Origin of the sequence: Gryllotalpicola sp., from assembly GCF_027352875.1 — a bacterium.
GTDB lineage: Bacteria > Actinomycetota > Actinomycetes > Actinomycetales > Microbacteriaceae > Gryllotalpicola.
Genome location: NZ_DAIEII010000047.1, coordinates 1 through 16,368, shown reverse-complemented (window position 1 = coordinate 16,368; position 16,368 = coordinate 1). Strand labels below are relative to the sequence as shown.

17 protein-coding genes and 1 tRNA gene are annotated in these 16,368 nt (G+C 70.6%); 12 read left to right on the top strand and 6 right to left on the bottom strand.

Annotated features, from left to right (window positions below; translation table 11 throughout):
- The first annotated feature begins 5 nt into the window (after window positions 1-5).
- Together pyk and M7D61_RS05750 are read left to right on the top strand one after the other, a co-directional pair.
- The gene (gene pyk / locus M7D61_RS05755; protein WP_298228476.1) at window positions 6-1,451 is read left to right on the top strand and encodes a pyruvate kinase; all 1,446 of its coding nucleotides are present in this window, start codon (window positions 6-8) and stop codon (window positions 1,449-1,451) included.
- Window positions 1,452-1,630: 179 nt separating this feature from the next.
- Window positions 1,631-2,533 carry a DUF559 domain-containing protein gene (locus M7D61_RS05750; RefSeq protein ID WP_298228474.1) on the top strand — a complete coding sequence of 301 codons (903 nt, stop codon included), beginning with the start codon at window positions 1,631-1,633 and terminating at the stop codon, window positions 2,531-2,533.
- A gap of 87 nt (window positions 2,534-2,620) precedes the next feature.
- Here the strand turns inward: M7D61_RS05750 and M7D61_RS05745 are convergent, their stop codons facing one another.
- Window positions 2,621-3,490, bottom strand: a complete 870-nt coding sequence (locus M7D61_RS05745) for an EamA family transporter (RefSeq protein ID WP_298228472.1) — start codon at window positions 3,488-3,490, stop codon at window positions 2,621-2,623.
- A gap of 67 nt (window positions 3,491-3,557) precedes the next feature.
- Here M7D61_RS05745 and M7D61_RS05740 point away from each other — a divergent pair, with 67 nt between their 5' ends.
- Both M7D61_RS05740 and M7D61_RS05735 read left to right on the top strand, forming a co-directional pair.
- Window positions 3,558-4,577, top strand: a complete 1,020-nt coding sequence (locus M7D61_RS05740; RefSeq protein ID WP_298228470.1) for a hypothetical protein — start codon at window positions 3,558-3,560, stop codon at window positions 4,575-4,577.
- Between the two features lie 225 nt (window positions 4,578-4,802).
- Window positions 4,803-5,678, top strand: coding sequence for a hypothetical protein (locus tag M7D61_RS05735; RefSeq protein WP_298228468.1), 876 nt, complete (start codon window positions 4,803-4,805; stop codon window positions 5,676-5,678).
- Window positions 5,679-5,684: 6 nt separating this feature from the next.
- Here M7D61_RS05735 and rlmN read toward each other — a convergent pair whose 3' ends face one another.
- From rlmN to M7D61_RS05720, 3 genes are all read right to left on the bottom strand, one after another.
- Complete coding sequence (rlmN, locus tag M7D61_RS05730; protein ID WP_298228466.1) at window positions 5,685-6,917, bottom strand: 23S rRNA (adenine(2503)-C(2))-methyltransferase RlmN; 1,233 nt, start codon at window positions 6,915-6,917, stop codon at window positions 5,685-5,687.
- Between the two features lie 86 nt (window positions 6,918-7,003).
- Window positions 7,004-8,293 carry a permease gene (locus tag M7D61_RS05725; RefSeq protein ID WP_298228464.1) on the bottom strand — a complete coding sequence of 430 codons (1,290 nt, stop codon included), beginning with the start codon at window positions 8,291-8,293 and terminating at the stop codon, window positions 7,004-7,006.
- 42 nt (window positions 8,294-8,335) lie between these two features.
- Window positions 8,336-8,418 (bottom strand) — tRNA-Leu (locus tag M7D61_RS05720).
- Between the two features lie 67 nt (window positions 8,419-8,485).
- Here M7D61_RS05720 and M7D61_RS05715 point away from each other — a divergent pair.
- From M7D61_RS05715 to M7D61_RS05705, 3 genes are read left to right on the top strand one after another with little or no spacing between them, the layout of a single operon-like run.
- The gene (locus M7D61_RS05715) at window positions 8,486-9,094 is read left to right on the top strand and encodes a response regulator (RefSeq protein ID WP_298228462.1); all 609 of its coding nucleotides are present in this window, start codon (window positions 8,486-8,488) and stop codon (window positions 9,092-9,094) included.
- 28 nt (window positions 9,095-9,122) lie between these two features.
- Window positions 9,123-9,794 carry a response regulator transcription factor gene (locus tag M7D61_RS05710; protein ID WP_298228460.1) on the top strand — a complete coding sequence of 224 codons (672 nt, stop codon included), beginning with the start codon at window positions 9,123-9,125 and terminating at the stop codon, window positions 9,792-9,794.
- Window positions 9,791-11,020, top strand: coding sequence for a HAMP domain-containing sensor histidine kinase (locus tag M7D61_RS05705; protein WP_298228457.1), 1,230 nt, complete (start codon window positions 9,791-9,793; stop codon window positions 11,018-11,020). The genes M7D61_RS05710 and M7D61_RS05705 overlap by 4 nt, the downstream gene beginning before the upstream one ends.
- Here M7D61_RS05705 and M7D61_RS05700 read toward each other — a convergent pair.
- Window positions 10,993-11,433: a hypothetical protein gene (locus M7D61_RS05700; RefSeq protein ID WP_298228455.1), complete on the bottom strand. Its 441-nt coding sequence runs from the start codon at window positions 11,431-11,433 to the stop codon at window positions 10,993-10,995. The two genes, M7D61_RS05705 and M7D61_RS05700, sit on opposite strands and share 28 nt — an antisense overlap.
- A gap of 72 nt (window positions 11,434-11,505) precedes the next feature.
- Here M7D61_RS05700 and M7D61_RS05695 point away from each other — a divergent pair, with 72 nt between their 5' ends.
- The 4 genes from M7D61_RS05695 to M7D61_RS05680 are packed head-to-tail and all read left to right on the top strand — an operon-like array spanning window position 11,506 to window position 14,600.
- Complete coding sequence (locus M7D61_RS05695; protein ID WP_298228454.1) at window positions 11,506-12,471, top strand: FAD:protein FMN transferase; 966 nt, start codon at window positions 11,506-11,508, stop codon at window positions 12,469-12,471.
- Window positions 12,461-13,066: a ferric reductase-like transmembrane domain-containing protein gene (locus M7D61_RS05690; RefSeq protein ID WP_298228452.1), complete on the top strand. Its 606-nt coding sequence runs from the start codon at window positions 12,461-12,463 to the stop codon at window positions 13,064-13,066. Before M7D61_RS05695 ends, M7D61_RS05690 begins: the two co-directional genes overlap by 11 nt.
- Window positions 13,063-14,349, top strand: a complete 1,287-nt coding sequence (locus M7D61_RS05685) for an NADH-ubiquinone oxidoreductase-F iron-sulfur binding region domain-containing protein (RefSeq protein ID WP_298228450.1) — start codon at window positions 13,063-13,065, stop codon at window positions 14,347-14,349. Before M7D61_RS05690 ends, M7D61_RS05685 begins: the two co-directional genes overlap by 4 nt.
- Complete coding sequence (locus M7D61_RS05680; protein ID WP_298228448.1) at window positions 14,346-14,600, top strand: ferredoxin; 255 nt, start codon at window positions 14,346-14,348, stop codon at window positions 14,598-14,600. The genes M7D61_RS05685 and M7D61_RS05680 overlap by 4 nt, the downstream gene beginning before the upstream one ends.
- Before the next feature lie 6 nt (window positions 14,601-14,606).
- Here the strand turns inward: M7D61_RS05680 and M7D61_RS05675 are convergent, their stop codons facing one another.
- Entirely contained in the window at window positions 14,607-15,020 is a 414-nt protein-coding gene (locus M7D61_RS05675; protein ID WP_298228446.1) for a hotdog fold thioesterase, read from the bottom strand.
- Between the two features lie 46 nt (window positions 15,021-15,066).
- On the opposite strand from M7D61_RS05675, the gene M7D61_RS05670 reads away from it, so the two are divergent.
- A partial coding sequence (locus M7D61_RS05670) for a 5'-3' exonuclease H3TH domain-containing protein (RefSeq protein WP_298228444.1) occupies window positions 15,067-16,368 on the top strand: 1,302 nt, incomplete at its 3' end.

Sequence of the window (16,368 nt, the reverse complement as noted above, 5' to 3'; positions counted from 1 at the left end):
GCACAGTGAGACGAGCGAAGATCGTCGCCACCCTCGGGCCGGCGACGAGCAGCTATGAGAACATCCGGGCGGTCATCGAGGCCGGAGTGGACGTTGCTCGCCTGAATCTCTCGCACGGCAGCCACGACGTCCATGAAGCGGTCTACGCCAACGTGCGCAAGGCCGCTGAGGACGCCGACAAGTACGTCGCCGTCATGGTCGACCTGCAGGGGCCCAAGATCCGCCTCGGCAAGTTCGAGGCCGGGCCCTACGACCTCGCCGATGGCGACATCTTCACCATCACCACCGAGGACGTCATCGGCACCAAGGCGATCTCCTCGACGACGTTCAAGGGCCTGCCCGGCGACGTCAAGCCCGGCGACCCGCTGCTCATCGACGACGGCAAGGTCGCCCTCAAAGTCCTCTCGGTCGACGGCCCGCGCGTCACGACCGAGGTCGTCGTCGGCGGCCCGGTGTCGAACAACAAGGGAATCAACCTGCCCGGCGTCGCCGTCAATGTGCCCGCCCTCTCCGAGAAGGACGAGGCCGATCTGCGCTGGGGCCTGGGACTCGGCGCCGACTACGTCGCGCTCTCCTTCGTGCGCTCGGCCTCCGACATCGTGCGCGTGCACGAGATCATGGCCGAGGAGGGGCGCCGGATCCCCGTCATCGCCAAGATCGAGAAACCGCAGGCCGTCGACGCACTCGAGGAGATCATCGAGGCCTTCGACGCCATCATGGTCGCCCGCGGCGACCTCGGCGTCGAGCTGCCGCTCGAGGCCGTTCCGGTGGTGCAGAAGCACGCCATCGAGATCGCCCGCCGCCTCGCGAAGCCCGCCATCGTCGCGACCCAGGTGCTCGAGTCGATGATCTCGAACCCGCGCCCGACCCGTGCCGAGGCATCCGACTGCGCGAACGCGGTGCTCGACGGCGCCGACGCGGTCATGCTCTCCGGCGAGACGAGCGTGGGGGAGTACCCCGTCCTCACCGTGCAGACGATGGCCCGCATCATCGAGTCCACCGAGGAGCACGGCCTCGAGCGCGTGCCGCCGCTCGGCACGAAGCCGCGCACGCAGGGCGGCGCGGTGACGCTCGCCGCGGAGGAGGTCGCCAAGTTCGTCGGGGCGAAGTTCCTCTGCGTGTTCACCGAATCCGGCGACACCGCGCGCCGCATGGCGCGCCTGCGCTCCAAGATCCCGATGCGCGCGTTCGCCACGGATGCCGCGACCTGCCGTCGCATGGCACTCATCTGGGGCATCCAGTCCTACCTCGTGGGCGAGGTCACCTATACGGACGAGTTCTTCCGCCAGGTCGACGACGAGCTGCTCGGCCGTGACCTCGCCGCCTCGGGAGAGAAGGTCGTTGTGGTGAGCGGATCCCCCCCCGGCGTTCCCGGCACGACCAACGACATGCGCGTCTACCGGCTGGGCGATGCCCACAACGCGGTCGCCCCCGCCTACCAGAACCTCTGAGCCTGTTGCACGCGGGCCCTCTGCCCGGCGCGGGTCGTCGCGCACATCGCCTCGTCTCGCATCGTCACCCAGATCCCCCGAATCGATCTCTCCCTCCACAAGAGGCGTCGATTCGGGGGATCTCGGCGCACTGAGGAGGAGCCGTCGGCCCTGGCGAGACGGCCCTGTCTGATGCCGGGATGCCGCGAAGAGCCCAGCATCCCGACCACCTCGACCACGCCGCCGCGCTCAGCAGCGATCGCACCCGTCACGGGCTATCGATGAAGCAGGCGCAAGGCGCGAGTCTCCAGCATCTCTTTCACGGGGTGATCTCCCTCGGCCTCGACGAGGATGCGGTGCTCGACCGCTGCCGCGCCTTCGAGCCGCTGCTCAGACCCGGCGAGGCGTTCAGCCACAGCACCGGGTTCCTGCTGCTCGGCGGGCATCTGCCGGGTGCCATCGGGAGCAATCCAGAGCTCCACCTGACCCATCGTGGCAAACCGCGGAACCGCGCCGGGGTCCTTGGACACCGCAGCGACGCGTTCCCTCCCATCATTTTCGTCGACGGCCTGCCGGTCATCGCCCCCGCGACGTTGTGGTGTCAGCTGTCGACCGCACTGGGCCTACCCGAGCTCGTCGCAGCCGGCGATTTCCTGGTCACCACGACGAAGCATCGCGAGGCGCTCAGCACCGTCGCCGGGCTCGTTTCGGCGGTCGCGGCGCACGGATCGCGGCGGGGGCGGCGCGTCCTCGACGCCGCGCTTCCGCTGGTCAGGAGCGGCCCCGACTCCAGGCCGGAGTCGCTGTTGCGCGTACTCCTCGTCGACGCAGGCCTGCCGGAGCCCGTCATCCACTACCCGATATCCGTCGGCGGGCTCGTGCTGCATCCCGACCTCTCCTACCCGGAATTCAAGATCGCTATCGAGTACGAGGGCGACCAGCACCGCAGCGACCGCACCCAGTGGCGACGCGACCTGACGCGCTACGAGTTGCTCCAGGATGCCGGCTGGCGGGTGATCCGAGTGCACGCCGACGACCTGTTCGGCGACCCCGGCTCCGTCACCCGCCGCGTTCGCGGCGCACTCCGCGCCGCCCTCATCTAGGACCGAAGTCCCCCGAATCGACCTTTCCGCAGCAGGGAAGGGTCGTTTCGGGGGATCTCGGCGGGCGGCCGGGGGGGCGGGGGGGGCTCAGTCGATGGGTTCGGGGAAGGTGGAGGAGCCGCGCTGACTCGCGACGGCCACGATCGCGGCGACGCTGACGAGCGCGATGCCGACCGCCTCGAGCACGGTGAGGCGCTGGCCCAGCACCAGGAACCCCGCCACTGCCGCGATCGCAGGGGCCAGGGCGGTAAGGATGCCGTACAGCCGGGCCGACAGCCGGCGCAGGACGAACGAGTCGAGGCTGTACGGGATGGCCGACGAGATGACCCCGAGCACGAGGAGCAGCACCCAGATGCGCCCGGTGAACGCGCCCCACGGCGCGACGACGCAGGCGATCGGCACGAGGATGATCGCCGAAACGATGCCCGCCATCGTCGCGCCTCCGAGGCGGGGGAGACTGTGCGCGACGCGGCGGGTGAGCAGAATGTATGCCGCCCACGCGGCCGCGGCGCAGAGCACGAACACGAGGCCGAGAACGTCCACCGGGCCGCCGATGCCGCTGCAGAGCACGACGCCCGCCGCGGCCAGCAGCGCGCACACCGCATCGATGAGCCGGCGCGACCCGGCGATGGCCACCGCGAACGGGCCGAGGTACTCGATCGCCACGGTGACCCCGAGGTCCATGCGACTGATCGCGAAGTAGAAGAACAGGTTCATGCTCGCGAGCGCGATGCCGAGGGCGAGCGCCGGCCAGAGGTTGCGCCACAGGAAGTCGGAGCGCTTCGGCCGCCAGAACGGCCCGAGCACGGCGATGAGGACGAGCTGACGAGCTGCCGCGACCGGCACCGCGCCGATCACCGGAATCACGCGCCCGGCGAGCGACGAACCGAAGGCGACGCTCACTTCCGCGACGAACTGCGTGAGAGCGCCGACCAGTTCGCGGCGGGGCATCGACATCGGAATCCACGCTATCGGAGGGCGCCGCCACCGCCGCCCATCGGCGCGTCGGCTCTAGGCTGCCAGGGTGAGCCGTCGCGACGCGCACCTGTCCCTCGACGACCGCACGCGCGATAAACCGGCGTTCGTCCGACACTTCCCTGCCATCGAGCGCGCCGTCGCCGACGGACACGACGTCATCGGCGGCCTCGCGCCGCTGCTCTTCCCGCCACTGCCGCCCCGCCTGCCGCCCGAGTACCTGCGCCCCTTCCACGTCGACGTCTCCGACGCGCTCGATGCAGCGCGCGACGACGAGCACCGCCGGGTCGTCGTGAAGCGCGTGCTTGAAGAGGTGCTCTCGGTCACCGCGTACTCGAAGACCATCGGATTCGCGCCGACGGCGCTCGTCGACTTCGTCTGGCGCATCGCCGCGGAGCTCCTCGACCACGCCTTCGGCTCGTCGCTGTTCGACGCCGATCTCGTCGACCCCTTCGCCGGCATCGGCGTGTTCGCCGACCGCCTCATCCGGGTGCACGGCGTCGGCCGCATCCTCAACCTCGAGATGGATCCCGAGGCGGCGAAGGCCGCGCGGCTCATCATCGGCTCGGCTCTCGCCGCGAAAGGGCTGCGGATGCCGGTGCAGTTCCGCGCCGACGAAGCCACTCTCATCGACTTGCCGCGCCGGGAGGGCATCCGCGTCATCGTGGGAAACCCGCCGCGGCACGGCTCGCTCGCCAGGACGCTGAGCTGGGCGGGCGAGCAGCTCGGCGAACGCGGCCTGACCGCGTTCATCCTGCCGCGCACGGTCACGAGCTCACAGCTGTTCGCGCAGCGCCGCGACCATTTCCAGCGAGACTTTGACCAGATCTACGTGCTCGATCTGCGGGGCGAACGGGCGCGCACGCCGACCGCGCGCGCCTCGGCGGGCGGCAATGTGTTCGGCGCCGGTGGCGCGGGCGGCGCATCGGTCGTGTTCTCGGTGCGCGGCGCGAGGCGCCAGCCGGTGCTCTCGTACCACGCCGACGGTGCGAGTCGCGAGGAGAAGCTCGCCTGGATCGGGACGGTCGGCGAGCTCGCCGACATCCCGTGGGCTCTCGCCACCGAGTGATGCGCGCTGCGCCCCGTTCGGGGGTGTTCCGGAAGGTGACAATCCGGTAACGCGCCGGTAGCCTCTGAGGGATGCGGGACCCGAACCGCACAGGAAAGGCTCGAACGCGTGAGCGTAGACGTCCTCGACGCAGCTCGTGAGCCCGGCATGCCGGTGTTCACGTCTCGCCGGGAGCGGCACGAACATGAGCGACGCTCGGCTAGCGTCGCCGTCGAAACTCCCCGCGTGAGTCCCCGCCGCCCGGTTCCCGCCTCAGCTCCTCGGGCGGTCTCCCGGGCCGTTCCCGCTGCCGCCCGGAAGGCGGCAACCCCGAAGGCAGTGCGCGAGCGCACCCTCGTGACGAGCCTCAACCGCGGCTGGTTCAAGGCCCTCGCGCTCGTCATCCTCGTCGGCGTCGGCGCGACCGTGAGCCTGCCCTCCTACGCCGTCACCGGCCGCGACGTCGAGTCGCAGCGGGCACTCGAAGCGCAGTACCAGTCGCTCGGCCTCGTCACCGGCACCGACTCGCAGACCGTCGACGACGCCTTCTCGGCGACGAGCGGGCCGGTGAACCTCGCCGACTCCATCACGGCTGCCGCGGTCACCGTCCCGGTGACCGCGAGCGCGCAGGAACTCGGGCGGGAGATCATCGACGCCTACAACGCCGGACGCATCCGCTTCATCGCGCCGAGCGCGCTGCCCCAGTTCCAGTGGATCGCCGAGGGCAAGGCGGTCGTGAACTGCGGCGTCGACTACCGCGTACTGCAGGCCGTGATCATCGCGCTGCAGCTCTTCAACGAGGTCGGCATCAGCTCGGTGAACCGGCGTTGCACCGGTCAGATCGTCGGAGCCGGGACGGATTCCGCGCACTGGATCGACGGCGGCGGGCACGCCATCGACTTCTTCGAGTTCGACGGCCAGTCGGTCTGGGGCGGCGATGCGAACGACATCCTCTTCCTCAAGTCGCTCAACGCCGTCGTGCCCTCGGGCGTCGACGTCGGTCAGAGCAACTGCCGTGCCGGCCTGGCGCTCGCGAACCTCAACCAGTTCCCTGACTACTGCACGCACCAGCACATCGACTTCTTCAACTTCATCGGAACCGCCGCTCCCGGCGGCAGCTGAGGCCCGTCAGCCCGCTACGGCGGCGAGCTGACCGCAGGCCCCGTCGATCTCCTTGCCGCGGGTGTCGCGCAGCGTCGTCGGGATGCCGGCGGCGTCGAGGCGCCGGATGAACTCCGCCGTCGCCTGCGGCGTCGACGCCGTCCAGATCGACCCGGGCGTCGGGTTGAGGGGGATGGGGTTGACGTGCACCCAGCCGCGCCCGCGCGCGTTGAGCTTCTCGGCGAGCAGGTCGGCACGCCAGGCATGGTCGTTCATGTCCTTGATGAGCGCGTACTCGATGGAGACGCGCCGGCCGGTCTTCTCGAAGTATTCGCGGGCCGAATCCAGCGCCTCGTCGACCTTCCAGCGGTCGTTGATGGGGACGAGCTCGTCGCGCAACTCGTCGTCCGGGGCATGCAGGCTCAGGGCGAAGGTGAGCGGCATCCCCTCGTCAGCGAGCCTGCGGATGGCGGGCACCAGCCCGACCGATGACACGGTGAGGTGACGCGCTGAGAGCCCCAGCCCCTCGGGTGCGGGAGCCGTGATGCGCCGGATGGCGGTTATGAGCCGCTTGTAGTTGGCGAGCGGCTCGCCCATGCCCATGAACACGATGTTGGTGACCTTGGGCGCGTTGTGGCCGCTCTGCCGGAGCCCGCCGAGCTCGCCCTGGGCGATGGCGCGATTCGCCGCAATGACCTGGTCGACGATCTCGGCCGCCGAGAGGTTGCGGGTGAGGCCGGCCTGGCCGGTGGCGCAGAACGGGCAGTTCATGCCGCAGCCCGCCTGCGACGACACGCACAGCGTCACGCGGCCGGGGTAGCGCATGAGCACAGACTCGACGAGGGCGCCGTCGAAGAGCCGCCAGAGGAATTTGATCGTCTCGCCCGCGTCGGTGCGCAGCCGCCGCACCTCGGTGAGCAGCGGCGGCAGCATCGCCTCGACGAGGGCGTTGCGGCCGGATGCCGGCAGATCGGTCATCTCGGCGGGGTCGGCGGTGAAACGCTCGAAGTAGTGGTTCGAGAGCTGGACGGCCCGGAAGGCCGGTTGGCCGAGTTCGACGACGCGGGCCTTGCGCTCCTCGAGGGTCAGATCGGCGAGGTGCGTCTCGGGTTGCGAGCGACGCGGCGAGGCGAATTGCAGGAGCGGCCGGCCCGAGGCATCCGTCGCCTGCTTCCCGCCTTCAGCGGCCGGGCGGACCTGCACGTGCTCGGCCGCGGCGTCGGGGCGCGCGCGGTGCGCGGCGGCGGTGTGCTCGGTCATGAACTCATTGTCTCAGGCAGACCTGCAACGTCGCGGTTACGGGCATCGACGCCCACACCAGGGCGGTGTCACGCGCGTACTGCGTGTCAGAGCAGGCTGTGGCGGCGCCCCGGCTCGGGCGCGGACGGCGCCCCGTGCGCCCTGTCCCATTTCAGCGCGCAACTGTCGGAGCAGAACCAGTGGTCGACCCCGTCCAGGCGGCGGTGCGCCGGCGCGTTGGCGATCTCGACCTGCATCCCGCAGACGGGATCGATGGCGTACCTGGTGCTCTCCGCGCGCGTGCGGAACAGCCAGACGAGGATGCCGAACGCCACGAGCGCCGCGATGTTCAGCCAGGTCGTGAGGTTCCAGCCGATCGCAAGGTGAGAGACGGCGTCGCGGGTGTCCGGCTCGGGGATGCGCACCAGCCGGAACAGGTACTCGACGGCGAGCCCGGCCGCGCTCATCGTGAGCCAGAACACGCCGAGGATGCGCAGCGTCACCCGGCCGCCGAAGTAGCGGCGGTAGACGAGCAGCAGCGGCAGCGCAATGAGGTCGGCGAAGACGAAGGAGACGACGCCGCCGAACGAGATGCCGCCGTGCCAGAGAGCGGCGGCGAGCGGCACGTTGCCGACCGAGCACACGAAGCTGATGATGGCGAGGAACGGCCCGACGATGACATTCTCGAGGCTCGACCAGAAGCCGCCGCCGGTGACGAAGACCGCCTGCCACACCGTCGCGGGCACGAACGCCGCGAGCAGGCCCGCGACGAGGAATCCGATGAGCAGCTCCTTCCAGAGCATGCGCAGGTCGCTCACCGTGTAGGCGGCGGCGTCGGACCAGCCGGCGCGGCTGCGGATGGCGCTGCGCATCGGCACATCGGCCTCGGCGTGGTCGTGACCGGTGTGGTCGGCTTCGCCGGCGTGGCCGTTCGGCGCCTGCTGCAGGTGAGCGCGCGCGTCGGCGGCGAGGCGCGGCCCCAGCAGACGCGGCGCGAGCAGCCCCAGCAGCGCGATCATGATCGCGCCTCCCACGAACTCGGCGAGCGCGAACTGCCACCCCATGAGCAGCCATAGCACCAGCCCGAGCTCGATGACGAGGTTGGTGCTCGCGATCATGAAGATGAGGGATGTTGCGAAGTCCGCGCCCCGCGCGAAGAGCGTCTTCGTCAGCGCGGCCGACGCGTACGAGCAGGACGACGAGACGATGCCCCAAAGGGACGCTCTGACGATCGTCCGCGGCCGGTGGTCGCCGAGGGCGCGCTGCATCCGCTCGCGGGAGACGAAGGCCTGCACCGCCCCGGAGAGCCCGAAACCGAGCACGAGCGCCCACAGGGTCTCCCAGAACATGGCGAAGGCCTCGGTGAGGCCGGCGCCCAAGCTCGCCCAGAAGTCCACGCCCCATTCAACCGCACGGGGCGGATGCCGATTCCCTGGCGGTGCCGGTGGTGGGAGTCGAACCCACACGCCCTTGCGGACAACGCATTTTGAGTGCGTCGCGTCTGCCATTCCGCCACACCGGCCTGCGGGCCCAGCGTACCGCCGGCGGGGGCTGACCCGGGCACGCAAGGCATCCCGTAGGCTGGAATCGTGACCGACCAAGAGACCGCAATGGAGGTGCCACGGCGTGTCGTCGTCGCCGAGGACGAGGCGCTCATCCGCCTCGACATCGTCGAGATCTTGCGCGACAACGGCTTCGACGTCGTCGGTGAGGCGGGGGATGGCGAAACCGCCGTCGCCCTCGCGACCGAGCTCAAGCCCGACCTCGTCATCATGGACGTCCGCATGCCCCGCATGGACGGCATCGAGGCCGCCGACCGCCTGGCGAAGAACCACGTCGCTCCGGTCGTGCTACTCACCGCCTTCAGCCAGAAGGACCTCGTCGAGCGCGCGAGCGAGGCCGGTGCGCTCGCCTACGTGGTGAAGCCGTTCACGCCCAACGACCTGCTGCCGGCCATCGAGATCGCGCTGGCCCGCTACGCGCAGATCATCGCCCTCGAGGCGGAGGTCAGCGACCTCGCCGAGCGCTTCGAGACCCGCAAGCTCGTCGACCGGGCGAAGGGGCTCCTCACCGAAAAGATGGGGCTCTCCGAGCCTGATGCGTTCCGTTGGATCCAGAAGGCCTCGATGGACCGCCGCCTGACCATGCACGAGGTCGCCAAGGCGATCATCGAGCAGCTCGCTCCGACGAAGAAGTAACCGATCGGCTCTTCCTATACTTCGGAACGTGCCCACGGAGTCTGCGCGCGTTCTGCTCGCCGAGGATGACAAGCGGCTCGCGCAGCTGCTCGCGTCGCTGCTCGAGTCCGATGGTTACACGGTGACGGTCGTCCACGACGGCCAGCGGGCGCTCCACGAGGCGATGACCGGCCGGTTCGACCTGCTCCTGTTCGACAGGGGCCTTCCCGGGCGCGAGGGCCTCGACGTCATCGAGGCGCTGCGCGCCCACGGCAACACGGTTCCGGCGCTGATCCTCTCCGCGCTGGGGAATCCCTCCGATCGGGTCGAAGGCCTGCAGCGCGGCGCGGAGGACTACCTGGCGAAGCCGTTCGACATCGACGAGCTGCTCGCCCGGCTGCGGGTGCTGCGCCGCAAGTCGGCCGCACCGACCGACGGCCTGCGGGTGCCGGCCGGCACGCTGTTCCCGCAACGCCACGAGGTCGTGACGGCTTCCGGCGCGACCATCCGGCTCTCCGAGCGCGAGAACGACCTGCTCGCCACGCTCGCGCGACGCCCCGGCCAGGTCTTCACGCGCGAGGAGCTGGTCGACGGCGTCTTCGCGGACGCGGACGAGACGGGCGTCGTCGACGCCTACGTCCACCACCTGCGCAAGAAGCTCGGGCGCGGCTGCGTCCTCACGGTGCGCGGCGTCGGCTATGCCCTCGGAGCTGCCCGGTGACACGCGCAAAGGCGCGTCTTCTCGGCAATCGCGAGGTGTCCGGATTGCGACGGGCCGCCAGACGGCTGACCATCGCCTTCACCGCTCTCATCAGCGGCCTCTTCGTCGTCATCGGCGGTGTCGTCGTCGGGATCGTCGCCTTCAGCGCCAACGAAGCCCAGGTGCAGGCCCTTCAGTACGCCGCGCGCTTCGACTCGGCCGAGGACGCACCGCCCGGCACCTATCTCGCCATCCAGACCTCGACGGGCCTCGTCGTCTCCGACCGCGCGCCCTCCGGATTCCCCGTGACCTCGATCCTGCAGGAGGTCGCTGCCTCGGGCGGAGTCATCGAGAAGACGCTCACCCTCGGCGGGGAGCGCTTCGCGGTGAGAACCGCGGCCGACTCGGGCCGGGTGGTTCAAGTCGCGCTCAGCACCCGAGAGAAAGACGAGGCGCTCACCCGTCTGCTCTTCGCGCTGCTCTTCGCCGGCGTCCCCGGCATCGGCCTCGCCGCTCTCACCGCCTGGTGGATGTCCGGACGGGCCATGCGCCCCATGGCGGAAGCGCTCGCGCTGCAGCGTCGCTTCGTCGCCGACGCGGGCCATGAGCTGCGCACTCCGCTGACCCTCCTCAGCACGCGGGTGCAGTTGCTCGCCCGGACAGCCTCCCCGGAACAGCGCACGAACCTCGGCGAGGTCGTCGGCGACGCAAAGGCGCTCACGGCGATCCTCGACGACCTGCTCGTGGCAGCCGACCCCCGCCAGGACGCGAACCATGCGCCCGTCGCGCTCGGCGAGATCGTCGATGAGGCGGTCCGCTCCGTCGCCGCCGCGGCGGAGGCCCGAGATCTCGTCGTCGACCGCGTCGGCGACGACGACGTGACCGTGCTCGGCACCAGGGCGGCGCTCTACCGGCTTACGCTCGCCCTCGTCTCGAATGCGCTGGATCATGCCCGCACCCGCGTCAGGGTGAGCGTTGCGGCACTGGGCAAGGAGGCGGTGCTCGAGGTCGCCGACGATGGTGCCGGTTTCCCGCCCGGGTCGGCAGAGCGGGTCTTCGAGCGCTTCGCCAGCCTCAGGGCGGCACCGCAGCAGGCGCAGACCGGCGAAGGACGCCGGCACTACGGCCTCGGGCTCGCCCTGGTGGACGAGGTCGCTGCGCGTCACGGGGGACGAGTCGAGATCGGCGAAGCCCCCGAGGGCGGCGGCCTCATCACGGTTCATCTGCCCCGCATGGCGAATGAATAGGCTCCTTTCGGCTTTCTCTCAGCAGCCGTAAGAATTGCGGAAGAATCGGCGCCCAGTCTGGAAATCGTTCCCCAACGCCCCAGACCCGAGGAGCCTCGCATGAGCCTCAGAAGCCGCGGTACCCGCATCGCCGCCGTCACCGGCACCGCCGTCACGGCGCTCGCGGTCGGAGCCACCACCCTCATCGGCGCCGCGCTCTGGCATGGCGAGGCCACGAAGAGCAGCAGCGCCGCGGCGAAGACCTCGTCGTCGACGTCGAAGACGAGCCCGTCCAGCAGCTCCCCGTCGCCGAAGAAGCCCTCCAGCAGCCCGTCGTCCTCTCCGTCCAGCAGTTCCTCGTCGAGCAGCCCCGCGGCGCCGAATCCGACGTCCTCCACCAGTTCGAGCACCACGCAGAACTCCACCGCCAGCACGGTGCAGAACCCCGGTGTGGGCGCCGGCGGTGGCGGTGCCCCGCAGGTCACCTCGGCGGGATCGTGACCGGAATGACGACGCTCGCACCTCCGCGCGAGGCCCGCGCCGACTGGCGGGTGTGGAATCTGGACGCCTCGCTCGTCGTCACCGACGCCGAGAGGCTCGAGGAGGCGTCGCAGATCGCCGAAGTCGTGCTCGATCAGGTCGACCTCGCCTGCAGCCGCTTCCGTCCTGACTCGGAGGTCCGCAGGATCGCCGAGGCGCACCGCGACGGCGACGAGGTCTCGCCCCTGCTCGCCACCCTGGTGCGGGCGGCCCTCGACGCCGCGGAGTGGACATCAGGCGATGTCGATCCGACCCTCGGCGGAGCGATCGCCGCCCTCGGCTACGACCGAGACCTCCGCGAGGTGCGGCGCCAGGCCGGGCCGGACGGGGTGCGGATCTCGCAGACCGTCCTCCCCGGCCGGGTGGCCGCGTGGCGGAGCATCCGCCTCGACGGGCGGCGGCTCACCGTTCCCCCGGGCCTCGCCCTCGACCTCGGAGCGACCGCGAAGGCGGTCGCCGCCGACCTCGTCGCCGGGCGCGTCGCGGACGAACTGGGAGTCGGAGTCCTCGTCGCTCTCGGCGGAGACATCGCGACCGCCGGCGAGCGCGGCGCGCCGTGGCAGGTGCGCGTCCAGGACCGGACGGGCGAACCCGCGGAGCAGGTCTCCCTCGAGCCCGGCAGCGCCATCGCCACGTCGAGCACTCTGCATCGGCGGTGGTTGGCCGACGGCCGCTGGATGCATCACATCCTCGACCCGCGCAGCGGCCTGCCCGCCGCGGAGACCTGGCGCACCGCGACGGTCGCCGCGCCCACCTGTCTCGAGGCGAACGCGCTGAGCACGGCAGCCATCGTCCGCAGACGCGCCGCGGGCACCCTCCTGACCTCTGCCGGTGTTGCAGCGCGGCTCGTCGACTCGTCGGGCAGGATCCACCGGTTCGGCGGCTGGCCCGACCAGGAGAGCATTCGGGAGGGGGCCGTCGATGTTCGATAACGCGATGTGGGCGTTCGGACGTGCGAGCGGAATCGTCGCCCTCGTACTTCTGACCATCTCGGTCGTGCTCGGGATTCTGGCGAGATCCGGGCGGCCGCTGCCCGCCATCCCGCGGTTCTCCGTGCAGCTCATCCATCGGAACATCGCTCTCGCCGCGACGGTGTTCACCGTTCTCCACGTCGGCACGCTGCTGCTCGACAGCTACGCGAAACTCTCCGTGATCGACGTCGTGGTGCCGTTCGCCTCCGCGGCGAAGAACCCCGCCTGGGTGGGATTCGGCACCGTGGCCGTCGACCTCGTCATCGCCGTCGTCGTCACGGCGCTGCTGCGGCGGCGTATCGGCGCCCGCGTCTTCAAGGCCGTGCATTGGGGCGCCTACGCGCTGTGGCCCATCGCCCTCGCGCACGCCATCGGTTCGGGGACGAACGGCGCCGCCGTCTGGTTCCTCGTCCTCGGAGCGGTCTGCTGCGCCGCGGTCGCCGCCTCGATCGTCTGGCGCCTCTCCCGGCGCTTCGACGAGGCGGCCGCCGTTCGACAGCGCACCGACGACCTCTACCGCGACCGTTCCACCATCAGGCAGGAGACCAGGGTATGACCACCGCTGCAGTTCACTATCCCCAACCGGGCCAGCGGGTCGGCCTGTCGCCCGCGCCGATCCCGCCTCGCCTGCTCGCCGCGGGGCATCTGGCCGACCTCGCGACGCACCTCGCCACGTTCGGCGCGTTCGACCCCCGGTCGATCAGTTCGACGCTCCTGCCCGAACTCGAGCGCTCCGGCCTCACCGGGCGCGGCGGCGCCGCTTTTCCGGCGTGGCGGAAGCTCATGGCGACGGCGGACGCCGACACGTCGAAGCGCCCCGTCGTCATCGCCAACGGAGCGGAGGGGGAACCGGCGAGCCGCAAGGACGCCGTGCTCCTCAGGAACGCACCGCACCTCGTCATCGACGGCATCCTCGCCACCGCCGCCGCGGTCGGAGCGCACCGCTGCTACCTCTACGCGGGCAGGGACGGGCTCGAAGCCGTCGCAGCCGCGATCGACGAGCGTCGAGCGGCGGGAGGGGGCGGAGCGAAGGAGGCCGCGCGCATCCAACTCCTCGAAGCCCCCGACGCGTTCGTCTCCGGTGAAGCCACCGCGGTCGTCAACGCCATCGAGCGCGGCCTCGCCGTGCCCCGCGACCATGTCGCGCACCTGTCCACCGCAGGTCTCGCCGGAAGGCCGACGCTGCTGCACAATGTCGAGACGCTCGCGCACATCGCGCTCATCGCCCGATACGGATCGGAGTGGTTCCGCTCGGCGGGCACCGTCGACGACCCCGGCACCCGCCTCGTCACCGTCAGCGGCGACCTGGCGCAGACCCGGGTCCTCGAGGTTCCGGGAGGAATGCCCGTCGACGAGATCCTCCGGCTCGCCGGCTGGGACCCCGACGGCCTGCGCGCCGTCCTCGTCGGCGGATACCACGGCGCCTGGATCGCCGCGGAGGACCTCAGCGTGCCCATGAGCAGGCAGGGCCTCGCAGCTCATGGCGCCTCGCCCGGCGCCGGAATCCTCGTCACCCTCGCGAAGGGCCGCTGCGGCATCGCCGCGACCGCCGAGATCATCGACTACCTCGCCTCCCAATCCGCCGGGCAGTGCGGGCCGTGCCGCTTCGGTCTGCCCGCCCTGGCCTCGACCTGGCGGGACCTCGCCTCCGGCGTCCCGGATCCTTCAGTCCGAACCCGCCTCGCCGGGCTCGCCATCGCGGTGAACGGCCGTGGTGCGTGCGCCCACCCCGACGGAACCGTCCGCCTCAGCAGGAGCGCAGCGCGCGTGTTCGCGGACGACCTCGAGCAGCACACCGAGGGACACTGCCTGCATGCTGCGAGAAGAAGCGCATCGTGAGCGCACGTGACATCATGGCCGGCACCGTCCGCCTGCACATCGACTGGACGCGATGCGACGGGCGCGGCCTGTGCACCGAACTGCTCGGCGCCGTCATCGAGCGCGACGAGTGGGGCTACCCGATCGCCCGGCCCGGCGTGCTGCAGGACGGCGACAGCCCGTCGGACGTCCCGATTCCTCCCCGGCTGTCCGACGCGGCGCGCGACGCGGAGGCGCTCTGCCCCCTGCTCGCCCTGCGGCTCCGGCGCTGAAACCGGCTACCTGGCGTCGCGGATGAAGTTGGTGATGCGGATCGTCGAAAGGCGTCTCCCCGCGTCATCCGTCACGACGATCTCGTGGGTGATGAGGCTGCGGCCGACGCTCAACGGCATCGCCGTTCCGGTGACGTGACCCGCGCGGGCCGAGCCCGAGTGCGTGGCGTTGATCTCGATCCCGACGGCGAAACGGCCAGTGCCGGCGAGCAGGTTGGCGTGCATCGAGCCGAGGGATTCCCCGAGCACCACGTACGCCCCGCCGTGCACGAGTCCGAGCGCCTGGGTGTTGCCCGCAACGGGCATCCGCGCCACGGCGCGCTCCTCGGTGAACTCCAGGAACTCGATGCCCATGCGTGCGGCCAACTCGCCGGACCCCCGTGCCAGAACCCAGTCGAGATGGTCTTCCGCCACGGTCATCCCTTCGTCGGCGCCCAGCGTCGGCGGTCAGCCGTAGGCTGGCCGCGTGCCTGACGCGCAGAAGCCTACCCTTCTCCTCATCGACGGCCATTCGCTGGCATTCCGGGCGTTCTACGCGCTTCCGCTCGACAGTTTCTCGACGGTGATCGACGGCAAGGTCCAGCACACCAATGCCATCCACGGCTTCCTGGCGATGCTTCTCAATCTCATCAAGAACGAACGGCCAACCCATATCGGCGTCGCCTTCGACATCTCGCGGTACTCGTTCCGCACCCGCGAGTACCCCGAATACAAGGGCACCCGCGGCGAGACGCCGGAGGAGTTCAAGGGCCAGGTGCCCCTGCTCGAGGAGGCGCTCGACGCGATGGGCATCCCCTGGCTCGTCAAAGAGGACTTCGAGGCCGACGACATCCTCGCGACGCTCTCGCACCAGGGCGCCGAACAGGGCTTCGACGTGCGGCTCGTCTCGGGCGATCGCGACACCATCCAGCTCATCCGGCCCGGCGTGACGCTGCTGTACCCGAACACGCAGGGCGTCACCGAGCTCAAGCGCTACGACCGCGAGGCCGTCATCGAGAAGTACGGCGTCGAGCCGTCGCAGTACCCCGAGATGGCGGCGCTCGTCGGCGAGACGAGCGACAACCTGCCCGGCATCCCCAAGGTCGGGCAGAAGACCGCGGCGAAGTGGATCCACGAGTGGGGCACCGTCGACCAGATCCTCGCCCACGCCGACGACGTGACCGGCGTGGTCGGTGAGAACCTGCGCACCTATCGCGAGAACGCCCTGCGCAACCGCCGGCTCAACGAGCTGGTGCGCACGGTCGAGCTGCCGCTCGGCCCGGCCGACCTGGTCATGAGGCCCCTCGACCCCGACGCGGTCACGGCGGTGTTCGGCAGGCTCCAGTTCCGCAGCCTGCTCGACCGGGTGCTGCGCTCCGGGCTCAACGCCGGCGTCGCCGCGCCCGGCGACGACTCGGCCGTCGCTGCGGCTCCCGGCAGCGCACTGCCGCCGGTGCGCACTCTCCTCGACGAGGAGCTCGCCCACTGGCTTGCCGGCGCCGCGGGCAAGCCGGTCGGCGTCCAGTTCGAGCACGGGCCGGCCGGCCTCAGCGGCTTCGGCCTCTCGACCCTCGACGACAGCGTGTTCGTGCCCTTCCAGGCGGGCACGGGCGACTATGTCGCCTTCGCCGCCTGGCTGGCGTCGGATGCCCCGAAGCGCTTCTTCGACGCCAAGACGCAGCTCAAGCTCGCAGCATCTGCGGGCCTTCCGATCGCCGGTGTCGCCGACGACACCCGGGTGGCCGGCGCCCTGCTCACGCCGTATGCGATCCCGGTCTCGCTCGCCGAC